Origin of the sequence: Caballeronia udeis (assembly GCF_044909315.1) — a bacterium.
GTDB lineage: Bacteria > Pseudomonadota > Gammaproteobacteria > Burkholderiales > Burkholderiaceae > Caballeronia > Caballeronia udeis_A.
On the sequence record NZ_JBIYEB010000010.1, the window covers coordinates 38,207 to 57,575 of the forward strand.

The 19,369-nt window shown below is 62.7% G+C and carries 14 protein-coding genes; 4 read left to right on the forward strand and 10 right to left on the reverse strand.

Features of this window, described 5'->3' with window-relative positions:
• Positions 1 to 64 precede the first annotated feature (64 nt).
• From ABH944_RS17570 to ABH944_RS17580, 3 genes are read right to left on the reverse strand one after another with little or no spacing between them, the layout of a single operon-like run.
• Entirely contained in the window at positions 65 to 3,121 is a 3,057-nt protein-coding gene (locus ABH944_RS17570) for an efflux RND transporter permease subunit (protein WP_404607798.1), read from the reverse strand.
• Positions 3,118 to 4,200 carry an efflux RND transporter periplasmic adaptor subunit gene (locus ABH944_RS17575; RefSeq protein WP_404607799.1) on the reverse strand — a complete coding sequence of 361 codons (1,083 nt, stop codon included), beginning with the start codon at positions 4,198 to 4,200 and terminating at the stop codon, positions 3,118 to 3,120. The genes ABH944_RS17570 and ABH944_RS17575 overlap by 4 nt, the downstream gene beginning before the upstream one ends.
• Positions 4,190 to 5,602, reverse strand: a complete 1,413-nt coding sequence (locus ABH944_RS17580; protein ID WP_404607801.1) for a TolC family protein — start codon at positions 5,600 to 5,602, stop codon at positions 4,190 to 4,192. The genes ABH944_RS17575 and ABH944_RS17580 overlap by 11 nt, the downstream gene beginning before the upstream one ends.
• Positions 5,603 to 5,749: 147 nt before the next feature.
• Between ABH944_RS17580 and ABH944_RS17585 the strand changes: the two genes are divergently transcribed.
• On the forward strand, positions 5,750 to 6,412 hold the full coding sequence (locus ABH944_RS17585; protein WP_404607803.1) for a response regulator: 663 nt from the start codon (positions 5,750 to 5,752) through the stop codon (positions 6,410 to 6,412).
• Positions 6,409 to 7,743 (forward strand): ATP-binding protein, encoded by a 1,335-nt coding sequence (locus ABH944_RS17590; RefSeq protein ID WP_404607804.1) that lies wholly within the window; start codon positions 6,409 to 6,411, stop codon positions 7,741 to 7,743. The genes ABH944_RS17585 and ABH944_RS17590 overlap by 4 nt, the downstream gene beginning before the upstream one ends.
• A gap of 15 nt (positions 7,744 to 7,758) precedes the next feature.
• Here the strand turns inward: ABH944_RS17590 and ABH944_RS17595 are convergent, their stop codons facing one another.
• From ABH944_RS17595 to ABH944_RS17620, 6 genes are read right to left on the reverse strand one after another with little or no spacing between them, the layout of a single operon-like run.
• Positions 7,759 to 8,592 carry a phosphodiesterase gene (locus ABH944_RS17595; RefSeq protein WP_404607805.1) on the reverse strand — a complete coding sequence of 278 codons (834 nt, stop codon included), beginning with the start codon at positions 8,590 to 8,592 and terminating at the stop codon, positions 7,759 to 7,761.
• 38 nt (positions 8,593 to 8,630) lie between these two features.
• Positions 8,631 to 9,689, reverse strand: a complete 1,059-nt coding sequence (locus tag ABH944_RS17600) for an ABC transporter ATP-binding protein (protein WP_404607807.1) — start codon at positions 9,687 to 9,689, stop codon at positions 8,631 to 8,633.
• A complete protein-coding gene (locus tag ABH944_RS17605; protein ID WP_404607809.1) occupies positions 9,686 to 10,582 on the reverse strand; it encodes an ABC transporter permease in 897 nt (298 codons plus the stop codon). Before ABH944_RS17605 ends, ABH944_RS17600 begins: the two co-directional genes overlap by 4 nt.
• Before the next feature lie 8 nt (positions 10,583 to 10,590).
• Positions 10,591 to 11,415, reverse strand: a complete 825-nt coding sequence (locus ABH944_RS17610) for an ABC transporter permease (protein ID WP_404607810.1) — start codon at positions 11,413 to 11,415, stop codon at positions 10,591 to 10,593.
• Between the two features lie 10 nt (positions 11,416 to 11,425).
• Positions 11,426 to 12,451 carry an ABC transporter substrate-binding protein gene (locus tag ABH944_RS17615; RefSeq protein WP_404607811.1) on the reverse strand — a complete coding sequence of 342 codons (1,026 nt, stop codon included), beginning with the start codon at positions 12,449 to 12,451 and terminating at the stop codon, positions 11,426 to 11,428.
• Positions 12,448 to 13,503 carry a substrate-binding domain-containing protein gene (locus ABH944_RS17620; RefSeq protein WP_404607812.1) on the reverse strand — a complete coding sequence of 352 codons (1,056 nt, stop codon included), beginning with the start codon at positions 13,501 to 13,503 and terminating at the stop codon, positions 12,448 to 12,450. The genes ABH944_RS17615 and ABH944_RS17620 overlap by 4 nt, the downstream gene beginning before the upstream one ends.
• Positions 13,504 to 13,915: 412 nt before the next feature.
• Between ABH944_RS17620 and ABH944_RS17625 the strand changes: the two genes are divergently transcribed.
• Together ABH944_RS17625 and ABH944_RS17630 are read left to right on the forward strand one after the other, a co-directional pair.
• Entirely contained in the window at positions 13,916 to 15,607 is a 1,692-nt protein-coding gene (locus tag ABH944_RS17625; RefSeq protein ID WP_404607813.1) for a phospholipase C, read from the forward strand.
• Positions 15,608 to 15,724: 117 nt separating this feature from the next.
• Positions 15,725 to 17,155: a cytochrome-c peroxidase gene (locus ABH944_RS17630; RefSeq protein ID WP_404607814.1), complete on the forward strand. Its 1,431-nt coding sequence runs from the start codon at positions 15,725 to 15,727 to the stop codon at positions 17,153 to 17,155.
• Positions 17,156 to 17,164: 9 nt separating this feature from the next.
• Here ABH944_RS17630 and ABH944_RS17635 read toward each other — a convergent pair whose 3' ends face one another.
• On the reverse strand, positions 17,165 to 19,117 hold the full coding sequence (locus tag ABH944_RS17635) for a PhoX family protein (protein ID WP_404607815.1): 1,953 nt from the start codon (positions 19,115 to 19,117) through the stop codon (positions 17,165 to 17,167).
• Positions 19,118 to 19,369 lie beyond the last annotated feature (252 nt).

A 19,369-nucleotide genomic window follows, 5' to 3' on the forward strand; every position in this document is an offset into this window, starting at 1 on the left:
TAACTCGATGAGGGGCGCTGATCCAGCGCCCCTTGTTTTATGCGTTTGCCTTATTCCTTTGTCCTTATTCCTTTGTGCGGCGCGGTTTCATCAACAACTGCAGCAATACCGGCAACAGCAGCAGCACGAGCGGCAACTGCACGATCAAGCCGGAGATGATCGCCACCGCCAGCGGTTGCTGCATGGCCGATCCCTGGCCCAGCGCAAACGCCAGCGGCAGCAACGCAAGAATGGCCGCAATCGTCGTCATGGCAATCGGGCGCAAACGGTTCCGGCCCGCTTCTATCAGCGCCCGGTCGAGCGGCATCCCCTCGTCGCGCATCAACCCCTGCAGCTCCGATACATAGAAGATCGCCACCTCGGTGACAATGCCGACGATCATCGTCATGCCCATCATCGCGGAGATGTTGAGTTCAATGCTGGTCACCCACAGGCCGACAAACACCGCGCCGGTCGCCAGCAAGGGCATGGCAAGCACGGCCAGCGCAATGCGAAAACGCTCGTAGAGAAACAGCAGCAGGCCAAATACCAGCGCGACAGCCGCGCCGAATACGGTCATCAAACCCTTGAAGGCAATCTGCTGCTGTTTAAACAAGCCGCCTAGTTCGTAATACACGCCCGTGGGCAGCAGATTGGCCGTAGCGAGCACTTTCTGCACGTCGGCAATGGTCGAGCCCAGATCGCGCCCATCAATACGCGCTGTCACCGCCACCATGCGCTTCAGGTTGTCCCGGCTCACTTCCGGCTGGCCCGTCACGGTCACACGCGAAGCCACGCGATCCAGCGCGAACAGATGGCCGTCCGGCGCGCGGATCTGCAACTGACCTAGCTGCGTGTCGGTCAGTGCGAATGCACCGGCCACCCGAACCCGAATGCCGACCGTCTTCGGCCCATTCTGGAACTGCGTGGCAATATTGCCCTGCACCATGTCGGAGACAGCCTGTGCAATGCTCTGCGGATCCATGCCTTCGGCCGCCGCCGCATCCGGCCGGATGTGCAGTTCAAGCGCGTCCCCGGCGGGATTGATGCCGTCGTTCACATCCACCACGCCCTGGACCTTGCCGATCGCCTCAGCCACCTTCCGCGCGGTCGAGTCGAGAGTGGCCTGGTCGTCGGAATAGATCTTGATCTGCACAGGTTGTGGCACGGAGGTCAGATCGCCGATCAGGTCTTCCATCAACTGCGCAAGTTCGATACTGACCCCGGGCACGTCCGTTTCCACTTTCGAGCGAATCTCCTCCATCACGGTCTCGATCGGCTCGCGCTTGCCGGACTTCAGGCGCACGAAAAAGTCCCCCCGGTTCGGCTCGTTCAGATCGCCGCCCAAACCTGCGCCGGTTCGCCGCGAGTAAGTGGCGACATTCGGATTGGCGCTGACAATCGCCTCGACCTGCTTCATCAGCCGGTCGGTTTCACTGATCGATGTACCCGGCTCGGTGTGATAGTCAAGCACAAAACCGCCTTCGTCCATGGTCGGCATGAACCCGCTGCCCACCCGCGTGAACGCAAACGCAGCGACAACAACCAGCGGTACGAGGCCGATCAGGACCAGCACCGGCCGTGCGCTGACGCGGCCGATCAGCGTCGCATAACAGCTGTTCATCCATGTCGCGAGGCGCGTCTCCGTGTGCTCCTCCGCGTCCCTGGGCTTGAGCCATCGGTCGCAGAGGATGGGCACGGCGAGCCAGGTGACCATGAACGAAATGAAGAGCGCGCTTGCCATGGTGACGGACAGCGCCTTGAAGAACGCGCCCGTCACGCCAGACAGAAAAGCGAGGGGCACGAAGATGATCAGTGTCGCCGCGGACGACCCGGCAAGCGGCCGGGTGAATTCGAGCGCGGCCGCCATCACGCGGCCATGAAACGCGTTCGCGCCGCCCTCGCGCATGCGCCGCACGATATGCTCGATCATCACGATCGCATCGTCGATCACCAGCCCCACGGCCGCCGCCATGCCGCCGAGCGTCATGATGTTGAAGCCCATGCCGAACACATCGAGCAAGAGGATGGTCGCGGCCATCACGACCGGCACCAGCGCCACCGCAATCGCAGTGATCTTCCAGTTGCGCAGGAATGCGAACAGTGTCAGTGCAGCGAGCACCACGCCGATCATGATCGCGTCACGCACGCTCGTGGCCGCTGCGGTCACCAGTTCGCTCTGGTCGTACCAGTTGGCGAGGTGCACGCCCGGCGGCATCTGCGGCTGGAAAACGCTCAGCTTGGCGCGGATCGCCTTCGCCATGGCGACGCTGTTCGCGCCCGGCTGCTGGTAGATGTTGACGAGCACCGCGTCCTGTCCGTCGGCGGTCACCCGCATCCATTGCGGCGCGACGCCTGCGCGCACCGTGGCAACATCGCCGAGCCGGATTTGGGTGGGCCCGTTCGCCGCTACCATCACGTTCCTCAGGTCGTCGAGCTTCGTAATGGCCGCATCCGCTATGACCAGATAGAGCTTGTAGTGATCCTCGATCCGGCCGGTCGCCATGAGCACGTTGCTCGCGCTGATCGCCTTCGATACATCGGCGAGCGAGAGTTTGTAGGCCGCGAGCCGGGCGGGGTCCACGGCCACTTCGAACTCGTCGGTCGCGCCGCCGGTCACGTCCACGCGCGCCACCCCTTCCACCGACGACAACAGCGGGCGCATCTGGAACTGCGCCAGGTCGCGCAGCGCGGAAAGCGATTGCTGCTTCGACGTCAGGCTGTACGCGAGCACCGGGAACACTGTCGGGTCCATGCGGCGGACCTGCATCGACGTGCCTTGCGGCAACGTCCCGAGGATCTCGCTGATCGACGATTGCGCCTGTAGCGTGGCCTGCGCCATGTCGGTGCCCCAGTTGAAGTTCACCGATATCTCGGCGGACCCGCGGCTCGTCTTTGATTCGACATCGAGCACGTTGGGCACGCGCCGCAGCGCCTCTTCCACCGGCATGGTGACGAGCGTCGCCATCTGCTCGGCGGGGCGGTCGCCGGCATCGAGCGAGACAACGGCACGCGGGAACGCCACGTTCGGGAACAGCGATATCGGCAGCCGGAACGCGGTCAGTGCGCCCGCCACAGCGAGCAACCCGATCACGAACAGCAACGAGCGCCGGTGCGCCTGCATCCATTGGCCAAAGTTCATCGTGGCGCACCTTGTGCGCCCTGCACCGTCATGCCGTCCTTCAACTCATAGTTGCCGCTGACCACTACCGGCTGCGCCGCATTGAGCGGACCGTCAATGCCATAGCGGTCGCGGTCCTCTATCTGCGTCACCACATTCACGCGGTGCGCCTTGTTGCCGGACATAACCTGGAACACAAAGTCGCCATGGTCGTCCTTGAGCACGGCCGAGCGCGGGACGACCCAGTGCATACCGCGGTTCGTATCGATATCCGCAGCCACGTGCGTACCGGGAATGAACGCGCTATTGCCGAGCGGCACGTTCGCGGCCACACCGACGAGCTGGCTTTGCGGGTCGATAGACGCGCCCACCAGGACCACACGCCCGGCCACGGAGACCTTCGAGAGCGAGGTCGACAGGCCGCGCAGGCGGACCTCATCGCCGGCATGGATGTTGACGGCGTCCGAGGGTTCGACCGCCAACATCACGTTGCCGCGCTCGGGTCGGCCACTGTCCGCGCCGGCGAGTTGCATGATCGGCGCACCCGCCTGCACCTGATCGCCCTGCCCCGCTGAAACCTGCAACACCACGCCGTCAATGGGCGACACAACGACCTTGGCCCCGCTTGTGATTCCGCTCTGTGCCTGCGACGTCAGCGCCTCGCGCGCATCCTGCGCGGCTTTGCGCGCGCCAGCCAGTTGCGACGCGGTGGCGAGACTCTTGTCGAACAGTGACTGGGTGCGCGCGAACTCGCCGTCGGCCAGCGTCGCAGCGCTTCTTGCTTGCGTAGCGGCAAGCGCGGCAGCGGGATCGGCCTGCACGACAAACAGCGGATCGCCACGCCTTACCGGCTGACCCGTCTGCACGCGCAGTTGCGTAATCCGCGCCACGTAGGGCAGGTTGATCGAGGTGAGATCAGCCGCCGATGCCGCGACGATTCCATACGCGCGCACCGGTTGCGCGATGGGCGCGCGCTGGATCGGGACGGTCGTGACGGCGACCGCGGTGTCGTCGGCAAGAGCGTTGTTGGCTTCGAAGAAAACGCCGAAGCAAAAACAAAGGGCGATGCAGGCTTGCATCGAAAGCCGGTTATTTTGCATGTGCTTCAGTCAGGGTCAGGTCGGAAGAAAAGGCGTCGGGGATCCCGCTGCCCAGCAACGCCTGGAGGCCGACACGCTGTTCGGCCCGCGACTCGCGCAGCGTCGCGATATCCACGCGTTTGGTCAGCGCGGCCGACATCGCATCCGTGTACGCGCCGAGCGTCAGGTTGTGCTCGGCAAAGGCCGCGGCTGCGTCGCGCGCCGCATGCTCCGTGCCGGGCAACGCCGCTTCGGTCTGCTCGAGCTGGCGCGAGAGGATGGCGTCATCGGCACGCAGATGGGCCACGTCCGCGAACGCCTGGTTCAGGCGGTTTTGATATTCATCACGCAGACGCTGGCGCGTGCTTTGCTCGATCGCGATATTGCCGCGGTTGCGGTTGAAGATGGGCAAGCTCAGGTTGATCTGGAAGCCGGACGTGTAGACATTCGACGTGTCGCGCTGCCGGTCGAACCCCACCGTCAGAGACGGAAACTGGCTCATGATCGCCGCGCGATACTTTTGCTCCTGCGCCTCGTAGCCCGCTTGCATGGCCAACAGATCAGGCCGCCGGCGCGGCAGCGCCGCGAGCGCGTTATCCACCGTGGCGTCGTCGAGCGACGCGTCTTCAGGCTCGCGCACAAGCTGCAATTGCACGTCGGGCGACAAGCCCAGCAACTGGTTCAGGTCATGGTGCGTCTGCTCGGCCGCGCGTTCAGCGTCGGTATAAAGCTTGCGCGCGTCGCTATACGAAGTCAGTGCTGCGGTCAGTGCATCTTCGGTTAGGTTGCCCTCGCGCCGGGCCACGGCCATGCGCTCATAACGCGTGCGCGACAGGTCGCGCTGTTGCGCAAGCAACGGCAGCGTGTCCTCTTGAAAGCGCGCCTTGATGAACAGTTGTTTTGCTTGCGCCACCACCTGCCACTCCTGCCAGAGCAGGCCGAGATCGGTCTTCGCGACGGTCGCGTCCGCCGACTGCTTGTTGGGGCCGCGCGTGAAGATCGCCAGCACGTCCATGGTCAAGCCATAATTGAACGCACGCGTGGCGCCCTCCATCCCTGGGTAATCGCTGGATACGGCGAGTTGCGGATCAGGCAGCAATCCCGCCGAAAAGGCTTGTGCCCGTGCAATACCCAGGTCGTCGCGGGCGAGCTTCAGATCAGGATTGTTCGCCACGGCCAGCATGGCGACCTCTTCGATGTCGAGGCCGTCCGAGGGGTCGAAGCGATGCGCGGAAAGCTCAGGCAGGGGCATGGTCGCCGGGTCGATCTGCACGCGTGAGAGCGCAGTGAGCGAGGTCGATGTGTCCCGCGGCGCCAGCGGCTCGCGGTGATACCAGGTGCAGCCGGCCAGCAGCGCGGCGCACGTGCTGGCGCACACCAGTTTGCGCAAGCAGGAACTCGGGATGGCGGACAATGCAGGCAAGCCTGGCTCCTGGGCGAAGAAAGTGAACGGGCAAGATTCATCGAAGGAGCGGCTGATTCTAGGAAGCGCGTGCTTAAGGAACGCTTAAGCAGGGGCCGCCGACAATTGACGCTCCATACTTGTTGGCAGGACCTGGGAGAGTTGACGATGCGGCTATTACTGGTGGAAGACGACGAGATGATTGCCGAGACCGTGCTCGACTCCATGCGCCGGCTGGGTTACGCAATCGACTGGGCGGCGGACGGACGCGCCGCCGATCTGTCGCTTGGCAATGGGGTGTACGACCTCGTATTGCTCGACCTCGGCTTGCCGAAACGCGATGGCATCCAGGTGTTGAACACGTATCGCAAGGCAGGCGGTGCGGCGTCAGTCATCATCCTGACCGCGCGCGATGCCGTGGACGACCGCGTTCGCGGGCTGGATGCGGGCGCCGACGACTACCTCATGAAACCCTTCGATCTCGACGAACTGGCCGCACGCGTGCGCGCGGCGCTACGACGTCGAACCGGCCAGAAGCAGCCCATCTATACGCATGGCGAACTTGCTCTCGATCCCGCCTCGCACGAGGCCACCAAGGCCGGTGTGCCGTTGCCGCTGGTGCCGCGCGAATTCGCGTTGCTGCAGGTGCTGATCGAGGAGCCAACGCGCGTTTTCAGGCGGGCGGAACTCGAGGAGAAGCTGTACGGATGGGGTGAGGAAGTGGGCAGCAATACCATTGAGGTGCATGTCCACAGTCTCAGGCGCAAGATTGGCGCGGAGCAGATATTGACGATCCGGGGCGTGGGCTACCGGCTCAAGGGACTCGAATGACCTCCATTCGCCGCTGGCTGCTCGGCTGGCTGATCTTCGGGCTGGCCGCGACGTCGCTGGCGGCAGGTTATGGCATCTTCCACACCGCGCGCCGCGAAGCGAGCGAGTTGTTCGACTACGAGTTGCGCACCGTCGCGCTTTCATTGCCGGCGAATATTGCTACCGCCAACGCCGCCGAGCGGGCCAGCCACGACTTCAACGGCATAGCCGACGACCGTATTGCGATCGATATCTGGGACAAGCAGGGCAAGCTCGTTTACCACTCGCTCAAGGAGCCTGCGTTGCCGCGTGTCGCTGAAGGATTCCGGTCGATTGAACGCGACGAATATCGATGGCGCGTGTTCGGCCTGCAGCAGCCGGACCGGTACATCCAGGTCGCGCAACCGTTCTCCGTTCGCGAGGATCTTGCGCTGCGGCTCGCCTGGCGCACGTTGTGGCCGCTGGCGCTGGTGGTGCCGGTGACCATTGTGCTGGTGTTGTTCGTCGTGGCGCGGGGACTTGCACCGATCGGCGGGTTGTCGCGTGCGTTATCGCGGCGTTCGCTCGACTCGCTTGAGCCGTTGCAGGCGGGCACAAAGGTGCCGGTGGAGATCCGTCCGCTGGTCAATGCGTTGAACGACTTGCTGCGGCGTTTGAACGACGCGTCGCAGGCGCAGCGAATCTTCGTTGCCGACGCGGCGCACGAGTTGCGCACGCCGCTGACCGCGTTGAAACTGCAGCTTCAGGCGGCCCGGCGTGACGGGACGTTGCAAGACGATGGCCAGACGCTCGAGCGTCTTGAGGGACGGCTCAACCGGATCATTCACCTCGCACATCAGCTATTGGCCATGGCGCGCGAGGACGCGAACCGGGCGGCGGCGGTGGCGCCCATGAGCCTGCGGCGTCTCGCGGAGCGCTCAGTGAGCGACCTGTCGTTGCTGGCCGAGGCCAAGGGTATCGACCTGGGACTGGAGGAGCGTTCGCGCGACGCATCGGACGACTATGTCGTCATGGGCGACGAAGATTCGCTGGGTATCCTGCTGAACAATCTGATCGACAACGCGATCCGCCATACGCCCGAGGGCGGCAAGGTCGATGTGATCCTCACGCGCGATACACAGGGCATGGGCGTTGAAGTGGTAGATACGGGTAGAGGCATTGCGCCCGATGAACTGGACCGGGTGTTCGACCGGTTTTACCGCGGTGCCGGTGCGCAAGGGTCGGGCAGCGGGCTCGGACTCGCGATTGCATCGAGCATTGCGGGACGGCATGGGGCTACGCTCGATGTCCGCAATCGCGAGGACGGGAGCGGGCTGATGGTGAGGGTGGGCGGGTTGGTGGCGGGTGCGTAGTAACCCGCCAGGCTTTTAATCCACCAACGCCCCATCGTCATCAAAAAACGGATACGGCCCGTCGTACTGCTCGACGTATTCATGATGCGACACAAGCCCCACGGCCTCTGTCCAATAGTGCAAAGCAAACGCCCCAGGCTCAAGCACGAACGCCGACGGTGCATCTGCATGCAGATCAAGCACCACCTGATGCGCGGTCGACGGCGCGATAGAAGCGATCGTTCCCGCGAAGCGCTTATGCACCGGCCGATGCACATGCCCGCATAAAACGCGCTCCACGTTCGGATACCGCGAAATCAGCGCCTCCAGCTTCGACGAAGCTTGCGAGTCAAGCGCCATGTCGTCCATATGCCCGATACCGGTGGCAAACGGCGGATGATGCAACGCGACAATCACCGGGCGGCCGTCAGCGGCCTCCAACTGCTGCTCAAGCCACGCAAGACGCGCGTCGCATAACGTACCCGGGCTTTCCTGCGGCTTCTGCGAATCCAGTGCAATGACCCGCATATCCTGCACATCAAACGCGTATTGCACGAAGTCGCTACCAGTACCGCTTTCGTGCAGATAACCTGCATCGAAAACTTCGCGCAACGCAGCGCGATCGTCGTGATTCCCCACCATCAGATACACCGGCATCTCTAACGGCTTCAGGCACGCCGCCAAGTGCCGATATTCATCGGCGGTTCCAAAATCCACCAGATCACCCGTCACCAGCACGGCATCCGGACGCGGACTCAGCGCATTCAACCGTTCGACACAAGCGCGCAGACAGGCCGCCGTATCGACTTTTTTATACGCGAGCACACCGGGCAGCTTGATATGCAAATCGGTGATTTGAGCGAGCAGCATGGCATCTCCTTGGTTTGGCTTTGAGCGAGCGTGCAGGATCAGTGCAACGCGACCCAACCTTCGTCGCGCACCGATATCCCCACGGCCGTTCCCTCCGCCAGTTCGACACGGCCGGGCACATCGACAATCAACGCATCCGGCGCCGCGTCCCTGATTTTCAAGCGGGTGCGTTCACCCAAAAACAGCGCCGACTCCACCGCGCCGCGCAACTGCGCCGACTGCGGGTCGACGAGCACCGCATCTTCCGGCCGGAAGAAAATTTCCGGCCGGGCACCGTCCCGCGCACGCAGTTGCGCGACCAGTCCCGTCACGCTAATCGTACCGCCAAGCGTGACGAATGCGTCATCACGGCACTCGCCCGTCACCCTGTTCAATGTGCCGATGAATTGCGCCACCGCGCGGCTCGCCGGTTGATAATAAATCTCGCGCGGCGTACCACACTGCTCGATGCGCCCGGCGCTCATCACCACAATGCGGTCAGCCAGGGCCATCGCTTCCGACTGGTCATGCGTGACATAGATGCTGGTCACGCGAAGCTCGCGCAGCAATGCGTTCATCTCGGCACGCAAGGTCTCGCGCAGGCGGGCATCGAGTGCGGTCAGGGGTTCATCAAGCAACAATACACGCGGCCTCGGTGCGAGCGCGCGAGCCAGCGCGACACGCTGCCGCTGACCGCCGGACAGCTCCGTTATCGGCTTGTCCGCATGCGCGGTCAACTCGGTCATCTCGAGCAGTTCATCCACCCGCCGGCGCGCTGCCGACACCTCCACCTTCTGGATCCGCAAGCCATAACCCACGTTGCCGCGCACCGTGAGATTGGGAAATAGCGCGTAGTTCTGGAACACCATGCCGACCTGACGGCGTTCGATTGGCAATGCCGTGACATCGTCAGCGCCGAAGCTCACGCGGCCGCCGGCATCGGGTTTTTCCAGCCCCGCGATCAGGCGCAGCGTGGTGGTCTTGCCGCAGCCCGACGGTCCGAGCAGCACCAGCGTTTCGCCGGGTTCGATGCGGAGATCGACGGGTTCGAGCACACGCTGCCCGCGAAACGTTTTTGCGCAACGGCTGAGGGTGACGGGAACAGCTTCGAGTCTCATCGTGCAGTCTCTACAGGTTGGGTAAGGGTTTGCTGCCCCGGTGAACCGCTTTGCGACAACGCGCGCTGGCGTTTTGCTGCGGCGCGCTCGCTCTGCGCGCCAGCTGGATCGACACCCAGCCACTGCATCGCAATCAGCAACGGCAGCGTCATCAGCAGGAACAGGATGGTGTAGGCGCTGCCAACTTCAAGACGCATGGACGCGTATGCATCGGCGAGTCCGACCGGCAGCGTCTTGGTGTCGGGCGTATGCAGCATCCAGGTCAGGTTGAATTCGCCTATCGACAAAGTCAGCACCGCGAGCGCACCGGCAACTATGCCGGGACGCGCATTCGGCAGCACGATTGTCAGGAACCGCTGCGTAAACGACGCACCCAGACTGGCCGCGCCTTCTTCCATGGTCCGCAGGTCGGTGCCCGCGCAGACCGCCGCGACCGAGCGCACCATGAACGGCAAGGTAAAGACCACATGCCCGGCGACGATGAACCACATGCTCGAGCGAAACGCGCTCCAGCCGCCGTACACCGACAACAAAGCCAACGCCGTGGCAAGACCCGGCAATGCGATAGGCAGCACCAGCAGTTCTTCAACAAACCGCGCCCAGCGCGTATTGCTGCGTGCCAGCGCATACGCCGCCGGCACCCCGATAGCGAGTGTGATGGCAAGCGTTGCAAGCGCGATCTCGAGCGATAACCAGACCGAATCCTGATACATCGCCCACACCTGCTCCAGCCATTTGAGCGTCAGCCCGCTCGACACGCCGCGAAAATAGTTGACGGTCAATCCGGCCATCACCGACATCACCACGGGCACGACCATGAACGCGACCAGCACAAGCGTCAGCACCAATTGCCCCGCAACGAGCAGACGGCGCGGTTTCAGGAACTCAGGCATCGGCGTCCTCATGCGGTAGCGGCGACGGTCGCGCCGGTAAGGCTGCGAGCAACCGCCAGCACGGCCCAGGTAACGAGGCCGAGCACGATCGACAACGCCGCTGCCGTCGCAAGATTCGCGTTCAGCGTGCACTCGGTATAGATGGTCATCGGCAATACGTCGAGGTCGGTGGCGAGTGTGAACGCGGTGCCGAATGCACCCATCGCGGTAGCAAAACACACCGCACCCGCCGCAATCAACGCAGGCATCAGGGCAGGCATGACCACATCGATAAAGATGCGCCACGGCGATGCCCCCAGCGAACGCGCAGCCTCTTCCAGCGACGCATCCAGCTTCGTTGCTGCGGCCATGACGGTGACGATCACGCGCGGAATCGAAAAGTACAGGTAGCCCAGGAACAAACCGCTGAGTGAATAAGCGAACACCCATCGGTCCCCTGTCAACCGTGTGGAAATGGCGCCGATCAATCCTTGGCGCCCGGCCAGCATGATCACCATGAACCCCACCACCACGCCGGGAAACGCGAGCGGAAACGTCAGCAGTGCGACCAGCAATCGCTTGGCCGGAAGCTCACGACGCGCGAGGAATAATCCCGCGATGGTCGACAAAACCAGCGTCGCCGCCGTCACCGCCAGCGACAACGCAATTGTCGCGAGCAAGCTATGCAGATAACGCGAGTTGGTCAGGACCTCGCGATACGCGGTGAACGCATTCGGCACCGCACTGGCCTGCAACAACGCGACCAGCGGCAGCAGCCAGAACGCGCAGAACACGGCAATCGCGGGCGCCAGCAGGAAGATCCGCGCACGGGTGGAAAAGGTGGAGTCTTGCATGGCTGGAAGCTCAGTGCATGACGCGCAAATACTCTTCGCCGAACGCGCTTTGTTTGGCAGCCATCTTCGCGAAGTCGACGTCCTTGGCGCGCGCATACTCCGACGCCGGCAGGAACTTGGCGGCTATGTCAGCCGGCAACGCTCCGCCGCGCACCGGTCGCAAATACGCATTCGCCCACAGGCGCTGCCCTTCGTCCGACAGCACGAAATCCAGCACCTTCTCGCCGTTCGCCTGATGCGGTGCGCCCTTCACAAGGCTCATCACATACGGCACCACGATCGTGCCTTCCTTCGGGATCACGAACTCCACGTTCGCGTGATCCTTGTATTTCGCGCGATACGCGTCGAAGTCATAGTCGAGCAGGATCGGAATCTCGCCCGACATCACGCGTGCATACGCGGTCTGCTTCGGCACGATCGGCGCGTTGGCCTTCATCTTCGCGAACCAGTCGAGACCGGGCTTGAAGTTATCGAGCGTGCCGCCCAGCGCCTGGTTCACCGCCACTGCTCCCGCGTATCCCACGAACGCCGACGACGGATCAAGATAGCCGACCATGCCTTTGTATTCCGGCTTCAGCAAGTCCGCCCACGAGCGTGGTACCGGCTTGCCGTCGAGCGCGTCCTTGTTCACGAAAAAGCCCAGCGTGCCGGAATGGATCGCGAACCAGTAGCCGTTGGGATCCTTCATGCCGGCAGGGATATCGTCCCAGTGCGCGGGTTTGTACGGCTGCACGAGGTCCTTGTCTTTTGCCTGGAACGCCGATGAAACGCCGAGATACACCACGTCGGCAATCGGGCTCTTCTGCTCGGCCATCATCTGCGCAATGGCCTGGCCTGAATTCTTGTTGTCGAACGGCACGCGGATGCCGGTCTGCTTCTGGATGGCAGCAATCTGGCTCGCCCAGTCCGCCCATTCCGGCGGGCAGTTGTAGCAGATCGCGGTGCTGTCGGCGGTGTTGCCAGCACAGGCCGCGCCGGCCGCGCAAAAAGTGGCCGTTGCTGCAAGCAGCGACGCCAGGACATGACGAATTTTCATGCAGGATTCTCCGATACGAGGGAGGCCGTTCTGGCCGCAGGATCGATCAATGGCGCGATGGTCGCACCGGTTCTTACGCTATGAGGCAACTTGAAGGGAACGGGGCCGTTGGCCGTGTCGCCGGGCAAACCCAGCCGGGCAGCGAGATGAAGCCATGCGTACCGGCCAATCTCGCGGTTCGGCGTAGCGACGCTGGACAGCGCTGTCGATAACCATTCGCCAAGCGGAATGCCATCGAAACCAAGCACCGAGATATCGCCCGGCACGGACAATCCCGCGTGCCGCAAACCCCTCATCACGATGATCGCCAGCCGGTCATTGCTGCAGAACAGCGCAGTGGGCCGGCGGGCGGGATCGGAGAGATGGGCGAGCAGCGAAGGCGGCAGATCGTCCGCGTTGAAATCGAGTTCGATCGGAGGATGCGGTGTGAGGCCGGCGCCGAGCATCGCGTCTTCATAACCGCGATACCGCAAGCGCGCGCGGTCCGATTCCGCGAACGAACCAGCGAGCATCAGGATGCGCCGGTGCCCGCGCTGCAACAACGCACACACGCCGTCACGCGCTGCGCGCCGGTTATCCACCGATACCGCCGCGCGATACGCCGTGTCGTTATGCGCGAGCACATAAGGCAGGCCGATGCGGTCGAGTTCGTCCAGCAAGGGGTTGGATTCAGCGTCGGCAACCGTCGCGATCAGGCCATCCACGCGTTGCTCGCGCAGGGTCTCGATCGCACGGCGCTCACGTGCGCTGTCATACGCGGTGGTCATCAGCATCAGGCGGTAGTCGCTGGCGCATGCCGCTTCATCAATGCCTTGCAGCGACTCGGCGAAGACGGGATTGGCCAGTGTCGGCACGACCACGCCGACCAGCCGCGTGCGCACGCCGCGAAGCTGGCGGCCTCGTGCGCTAGGCATGAAGTCGAGTGCTTCAATCGATTCGCGCACCTTCGCGAGGGTCTCCGCATTCAGCAACTGGGGTGCGTTCAGTGCACGCGAGACCGTGGCGATCGAGACGCCTGAATGCGCGGCAACGTCCTTGATGGTGGAGTGCATGGGCTTTGGCCAGAGTGAACTGAAAACGTTTACAGCAGCAGCGATTATCGAAGCGCTCTGTGACGTCAGCATGAAAGGTTGCGACTCGTTAGCGAGTAAGGCTCGCGATTCTTTCCCTTCGCTTAAAAAAGCCGTGCCATCGAACAGCCGGGCCGCCGCTCGCGCCACCGGCCTTGAAGGACCAGCCCGTATCGCGCTTCGCCGTTACACCTTACCGACTCTTTCTGCTTGTTATTTCCACGTAACCACAGCGAAAGCAGACCGTCTTTTAGGGTTCATACGCAAGTGTTCCAATGCGCTCGGATCGAAAGAAAGGTCTTTGAACAGTCCGCATCCTAGTCCGCACCCGTCCCCAAAAGGCCAAGCGGCCACACAAGCACTGAAACAAACAACGACATCGGGAGCTTCACACATGTTTCGTCGAGCCTTAATGGTTGGCGTACCCACTGCAGCAATTGCTATAGGCCTGTACGCCTGCGGCGGTGGCAACAACAGCAATCCCAGTTCGTCGCAATCCATCCAGAACCGGATCGCGACAGCTACCCCCATCAAGCACGTAGTCGTGATCTATAACGAGAACGTTTCGTTCGATCACTACTTCGCTACCTATCCGAACGCAGCGAACCCGGCAGGCGAGCCGGCGTTCACGCCGGCAGCGGGCACGCCGGCAGCGAATGGCCTTAGCGGCACGTTGTTGACGGCGAACCCGAACTTCACGAACCAGGCCAACGGCACGGGCGCAGCCAATCCGTTCCGCCTGGACCGCACGCAAGCCGCGACGGCCGACCAGAACCACTCGTACACGCCGGAACAACACGCCTACGACAACGGCGCAGCCGACCTCTTCCCGAAGTACACGGGTAAGGGCACGTCAGGCGGCGCAGGTGCATTCGGTACCGCAGGCCAGGTCATGGGCTACTTCGACGGCAACACGGTCGGCGCGCTCTGGAACTACGCGCAGCACTTCGCAATGAGCGACAACGCGTACACGGCCACCTACGGTCCGTCCACGCCGGGCGCACTCGAAGTCGTCTCGGGCCAGACCAACGGCCTGCAGATCGTCAAGTCGAGCGCGGGCGGCCCCGTCACCGCAACGAACACGGGTTCGTACTACGTGAACGACGGCCAGGGCGGCTTCACGCTGATCAACGACGTTGATCCGGCCAACGACACCTGCTCGAGCACGACCGACACGGCGCTGATGACAGCCAAGAACATTGGTGACTTGCTGAACGCCCAGAACATCTCGTGGGGCGGCTTCATGGGTGGCTTCAACTTGTCGCTCGTGAACGCCAACGGCACGACGGGTTGCAAGCGCAGCACGTTGTCGCCGGTGGTCGGTGCGGCAACTGCCGACTATGTCCCGCACCACAACTGGTTCCAGTACTTCGCATCGACGGCCAACCCGACGCACGCACGTCCGAGCTCGACGGCAGTGATCGGCTTGTCGCTTGAAGCGGATGGCAAGACGCCGGAACCGGCAAACCATCAGTACGACACCGAAGACTTCTTCGCCTCGGTCAAGGCCGGCAACTATCCGTCCGTCAGCTTCATCAAGGCGCCGGCGTTCCAGGATGGCCACGCAGGGTATTCGGATCCGCTCGACGAGCAGGCTTTCACGGCGAATATCGTCAACTTCCTGCAGCAGCAGCCGGACTGGGCAACCACCGCTGTGATCGTGGCGTGGGATGACTCGGACGGCTGGTACGACCATGCCTACGCAGTGCCGAACTCGTCGTCGTTCGACGCAGTTGCCGACCAGGTGAATGGCGCCGGCACGTGCGGCACGGGTACGGCTCCGCTGGGTGTGAAGGGCGCGCCGGTCAATGGCCGCTGCGGTCCGGGCACGCGTATTCCGTTCGTCGTGATCTCGCCGTGGGCCAAGGTGAACTACGTGGACCACACGCTGATCAACCAGGCTTCGGTGGTTCGCTTCATTGAAGACAACTGGCTCAACGGTACGCGTCTCGGTGGCGGTTCGTTCGACGCAACGGCCGGCAGCATCAACGGCCTGTTCAACTTCAGCGGTTCGGGCAACAACCCGACGCTGTTCGTCGATCCGAACCTGGGTACGCCGGTCGCATCGGTTGTTCCCACCCTCTGATTGTTGCCTGAACGCCCGCGTCGGATCACTGACGCGGGCGGTAAGGTTCTTGCTGCGTCGCCGCCGGGCAACTGGCCGGCGGCGTTTTTTCAATGCTGCCTCTGCTTCCTGGTTAACATGTCGCACACCGTCATACCCCCGGTAACGCCCGCCGCAGGTGAGAAACCCCGCTTCCCCCGCCCGAAACACATCTTGCTCGGATGCATCGCCGCGGTGGTTCTCGGCGCCGCCGGATTCAGCGCATGGGCCGTCGCCTTCCCCTCGCAAGTACCGGCCCGCGTGGGCGCCATCGTGGAAGATTTGACGGGTGCCAATCCGAATCCTGTTGTCCTCTCCCGCCCCCCGGTCGCGCCGTTGAGCGCGGTCGCGCAACTCGGCCAGAAGATTTTCTTCGACGAGTCGCTGTCCGGATCCGGGAAACAGTCCTGCGCGTCCTGTCACAGCCCGGACCACGCCTACGGACCGCCAAACAAACTTTCCGTGCAGCTGGGCGGACCGCATATGAATCTGGAAGGCTACCGTCCGCCGCCTTCCCTGATGTATTTGTATCTGCAGCCTAACTTCAGCATTGGACCCGATGCCGGTGAAGCCGAAGCTCCGCCCGATTTCGCCGCCCTCGCCTCGCAGGCCGCCGGAACCGCCAAGGCGCAAAAGAACGCGGGCGTAGCGCCCGCAGCGCCGGCCATGGTGCCGCAAGGCGGTTTCTTCTGGGACGGCCGCGCCGATACGCTGCAGGCACAAGCGTCCGGCCCGATGCTCAACCCCGTGGAAATGGCCAACACCAGCGAAGCCGATGTCGCCGCGAAATTGCAGCGCAGGCCTTACAAGGACGACTTCACCAAGTTGTTCGGCCCTTATATTTTCCAGAGCACGCAGCTCACCGTCTCCGAGGCCATGTTCGCGATCGCGCGCTACCAGATTGAAGAGCAGTCGTTTCATCCGTACACGAGCAAGTACGATTACTGGCTCGAAGGCAAGGCGCGGCTCTCGCAAGCGGAGTTGCACGGCCTGCGCCTCTTCAACGATCCCGACAAGGCCAACTGCGCCGGCTGCCATTTGTCCAAGCCCAGTTCGGACGGCATCCCGCCGATGTTCACCGACTACCAGTACGAGGCGCTCGGCGTACCGCGCAACACCACGCTTGCTGTCAATCACAATCCGAAGTTCTATGACATGGGTGTGTGCGGGCCGTTCCGTGACGACATAAAGGACCAGACGCAGTATTGCGGCATGTTCCTCACGCCCACGCTCCGGAACTCCGCTACACGGCAAGTGTTCTTCCATAACGGCGTCTATCATTCGCTCGACGACGTCATGGCGTTCTACAACGACCGCAATACCGCGCCGCAGAAGTTCTATCCGAAGGGCGCCGACGGCAAGGTCAACAAGTACGACGACCTGCCGCCGCAATTCCACGCGAACGTCGACGTGACGGACGCACCGTTCGACCGCAAGTTCGGCGACAAGCCCGCGATGACCGATCAGGAGATGAAGGACATCATTGCGTTCCTGCATACCCTGACCGACGGTTACAACAAGGGAAGCTGATCCGCTCGATCAGCTTTTGACGAGCTTGATGCTTGAGGCGTCCGCGGTCAGGTAACCGACCGTGGCGCCGAAACGGTCCTTGAAGTTGGCCCGCACGAGCGGGTCCAGCGCGACCTTCACCTTGTCGTGGACGGGGCTCTCCCAGTCGCCCGCGTGCTGGAAGTTGCTCGTGATGTAGGTCCAGCCGTTGATCTCGTCAACCGCGTGAAGGCCGGTCGATTCCGCACCGGCCGGACACGACAGCACGCGCGACAGCGTCTGCGTGTCCACGTTGCAGGCCCACAGGAAGTTGTTCACGTGCATGCCCGAATCTTCGCCAATGAAGAGCGTGCGCAGCTTCTCCGAGAACTTCAGGTTGTCCGGGTTCGCGATCTTGCTTGCGTTCGCGGTATTGCCGATCGCATCGGGCGTTGAGAGGTCTTCGCCTGTCAGCGCGGCCGGCGCGGCCATGTCGACCGGAACCCATTCGCTGTTGATCACCGACCCGCTCGTATCCCGCTGCCCCGCTTTCAGGTTCAACGCATAGACCGCACCGGCGTTGATGGTCTTGTCGACGGCCACGTCTGTGGATGCCACGTTGCCCTTGACCATCGACTTCTCGACGCGCGACATGGCGGTGTACACGATCTTGTCCTTCGCGTTGATCGTCGTGCCTTCGAGCTTCGTAAAGCCCATGCTCCCGCCAATATAGGCAGCGTAACGATGCGTCTCCAGGAACGCCGCCGCCTTCTCCATGCCCGGCTTGATGCGGATCCAGTTGAACGTGCCGTTGAAATTGATCTTCGTGAAGCTCGCGTCGAGCGGGTCCTTCGTGCTCACGTCCATGATGTCCGACGCTTTCAGCCTAGCTGCCATTGCTTCGATCTCTGCACTCGTCGCGCTGCCAATCCTGATCCAGGTCAGGTTGGCCGAGCCCGCACCCGCTGACGATGTCTGCGCCCATTTCGCCACATACAGCGTGCCCGACGACAAGTCCTCCGCACGATCCGCGATGAGCATGAAGAGGCCGCCGTTGGTCGCGTCGTCGCCCATCATGACGGTGCGTTTGTCCGGCATCACCTGCACCAGTTCGTGCGAAATGCGTCCGAGGTTGTAGTGTTTCTTGATCGTGCCCGTGCCGTCCGGGTTCACCGTGACTTCCGGGAGGTGACCGTAGTTGTACGGGTTCGCGCGGGTCGCGTCGCCATAGAGACTCGTGCTGAACGCCTTGAACTGGCTGTTGGCCGCCATGGTCGTGGCGTCCGGCTCGTACTCCTCGCTCGACAGGTGCGTGTTCCACGGCGACAGGCTCGCGCCGCACGTGATCCACAGGCCATTCGCCTTCGACGTATCCACGTTGTGATACTTCACGAGCGTGAGTTTGCCGGTCGTCTGATCCTGGTCGAGCGTCAGGACGGCAATAGGCGAAGGCAACTGTCCATACGCCGATGCAAGGCTCTGGTCACGCGTCGCATATTCGAACTGGACGACTGCGAATACAGCCTTTCCCTTGATACCGGCAACCGTGGGTTTCGCGAGCGAGAGCAGCGAGGTGCCGTCCGGGCAATCCGAGAAGAACTGGCGCTCCTTGCCGGACACCGATTTGTCGATGATCGGCTGGTTGTTGATGTCGTAATAACCACCCGCGAGCGTCGTGCCGCCGCTGCCGTTCGGCACCATGTCGCCTGTCACGAAGAACGGCTCGTAGGCGAGCTTGTACGCTTGGGTCGTGCCGTCGGTGTAGGTCACCGTGAGCGAAGAGCGGACCGTGGTGGTCGCCATGGCGGCCGTGTCCGAGAGAGTCGGCGCGGCCATTGAAGCGAATGAAGCGGACTTGAACGATGCCGACGTGACCGGTGTGGTCGCGCTGTCGCCACCGCAGCCCGCCAGCGTGGAGATGGAGAACGCGCCTAGAGGCAGCATGGGCGCGGTCACGAGCAGTTTGAGGGCTTTACGGCGCGATACGTTGGGCTGCTCTTGCATGTCGTCTGGTCCGGTTTTCTGTTGGGTGGGGGCCAGCGCACCCTGTCATTGAAACGCCTGGGCGCATGAGTCATGAGTTGAGGGGTACGCGGCGAAGGCTAATTGTAAGTTTCATGAATGAAAGCTATATGACATTAAATAGTATTGAATATGGAAGATATTGCGGACACGGTTTGACGGCCGGCGGGACATCGGGCGCAACGCGTTATCAGAAGGAGAATTGCTGCGATGGGAACGCTGCGATTAGCGCGC

Bases quoted from the DNA above. Each gene is read 5' to 3' on its own strand.
- ABH944_RS17635 (WP_404607815.1), bottom strand. From the start codon at position 19,117: ATGCAAGAGCAGCCCAACGTATCGCGCCGTAAAGCCCTCAAACTGCTC.
- ABH944_RS17620 (WP_404607812.1), bottom strand. From the start codon at position 13,503: ATGCACTCCACCATCAAGGACGTTGCCGCGCATTCAGGCGTCTCGATC.
- ABH944_RS17570 (WP_404607798.1), bottom strand. From the start codon at position 3,121: ATGAACTTTGGCCAATGGATGCAGGCGCACCGGCGCTCGTTGCTGTTC.
- ABH944_RS17630 (WP_404607814.1), top strand. From the start codon at position 15,725: ATGTCGCACACCGTCATACCCCCGGTAACGCCCGCCGCAGGTGAGAAA.
- ABH944_RS17575 (WP_404607799.1), bottom strand. From the start codon at position 4,200: ATGCAAAATAACCGGCTTTCGATGCAAGCCTGCATCGCCCTTTGTTTT.
- ABH944_RS17585 (WP_404607803.1), top strand. From the start codon at position 5,750: ATGCGGCTATTACTGGTGGAAGACGACGAGATGATTGCCGAGACCGTG.
- ABH944_RS17595 (WP_404607805.1), bottom strand. From the start codon at position 8,592: ATGCTGCTCGCTCAAATCACCGATTTGCATATCAAGCTGCCCGGTGTG.
- ABH944_RS17615 (WP_404607811.1), bottom strand. From the start codon at position 12,451: ATGAAAATTCGTCATGTCCTGGCGTCGCTGCTTGCAGCAACGGCCACT.
- ABH944_RS17590 (WP_404607804.1), top strand. From the start codon at position 6,409: ATGACCTCCATTCGCCGCTGGCTGCTCGGCTGGCTGATCTTCGGGCTG.
- ABH944_RS17610 (WP_404607810.1), bottom strand. From the start codon at position 11,415: ATGCAAGACTCCACCTTTTCCACCCGTGCGCGGATCTTCCTGCTGGCG.
- ABH944_RS17605 (WP_404607809.1), bottom strand. From the start codon at position 10,582: ATGCCTGAGTTCCTGAAACCGCGCCGTCTGCTCGTTGCGGGGCAATTG.
- ABH944_RS17625 (WP_404607813.1), top strand. From the start codon at position 13,916: ATGTTTCGTCGAGCCTTAATGGTTGGCGTACCCACTGCAGCAATTGCT.
- ABH944_RS17600 (WP_404607807.1), bottom strand. From the start codon at position 9,689: ATGAGACTCGAAGCTGTTCCCGTCACCCTCAGCCGTTGCGCAAAAACG.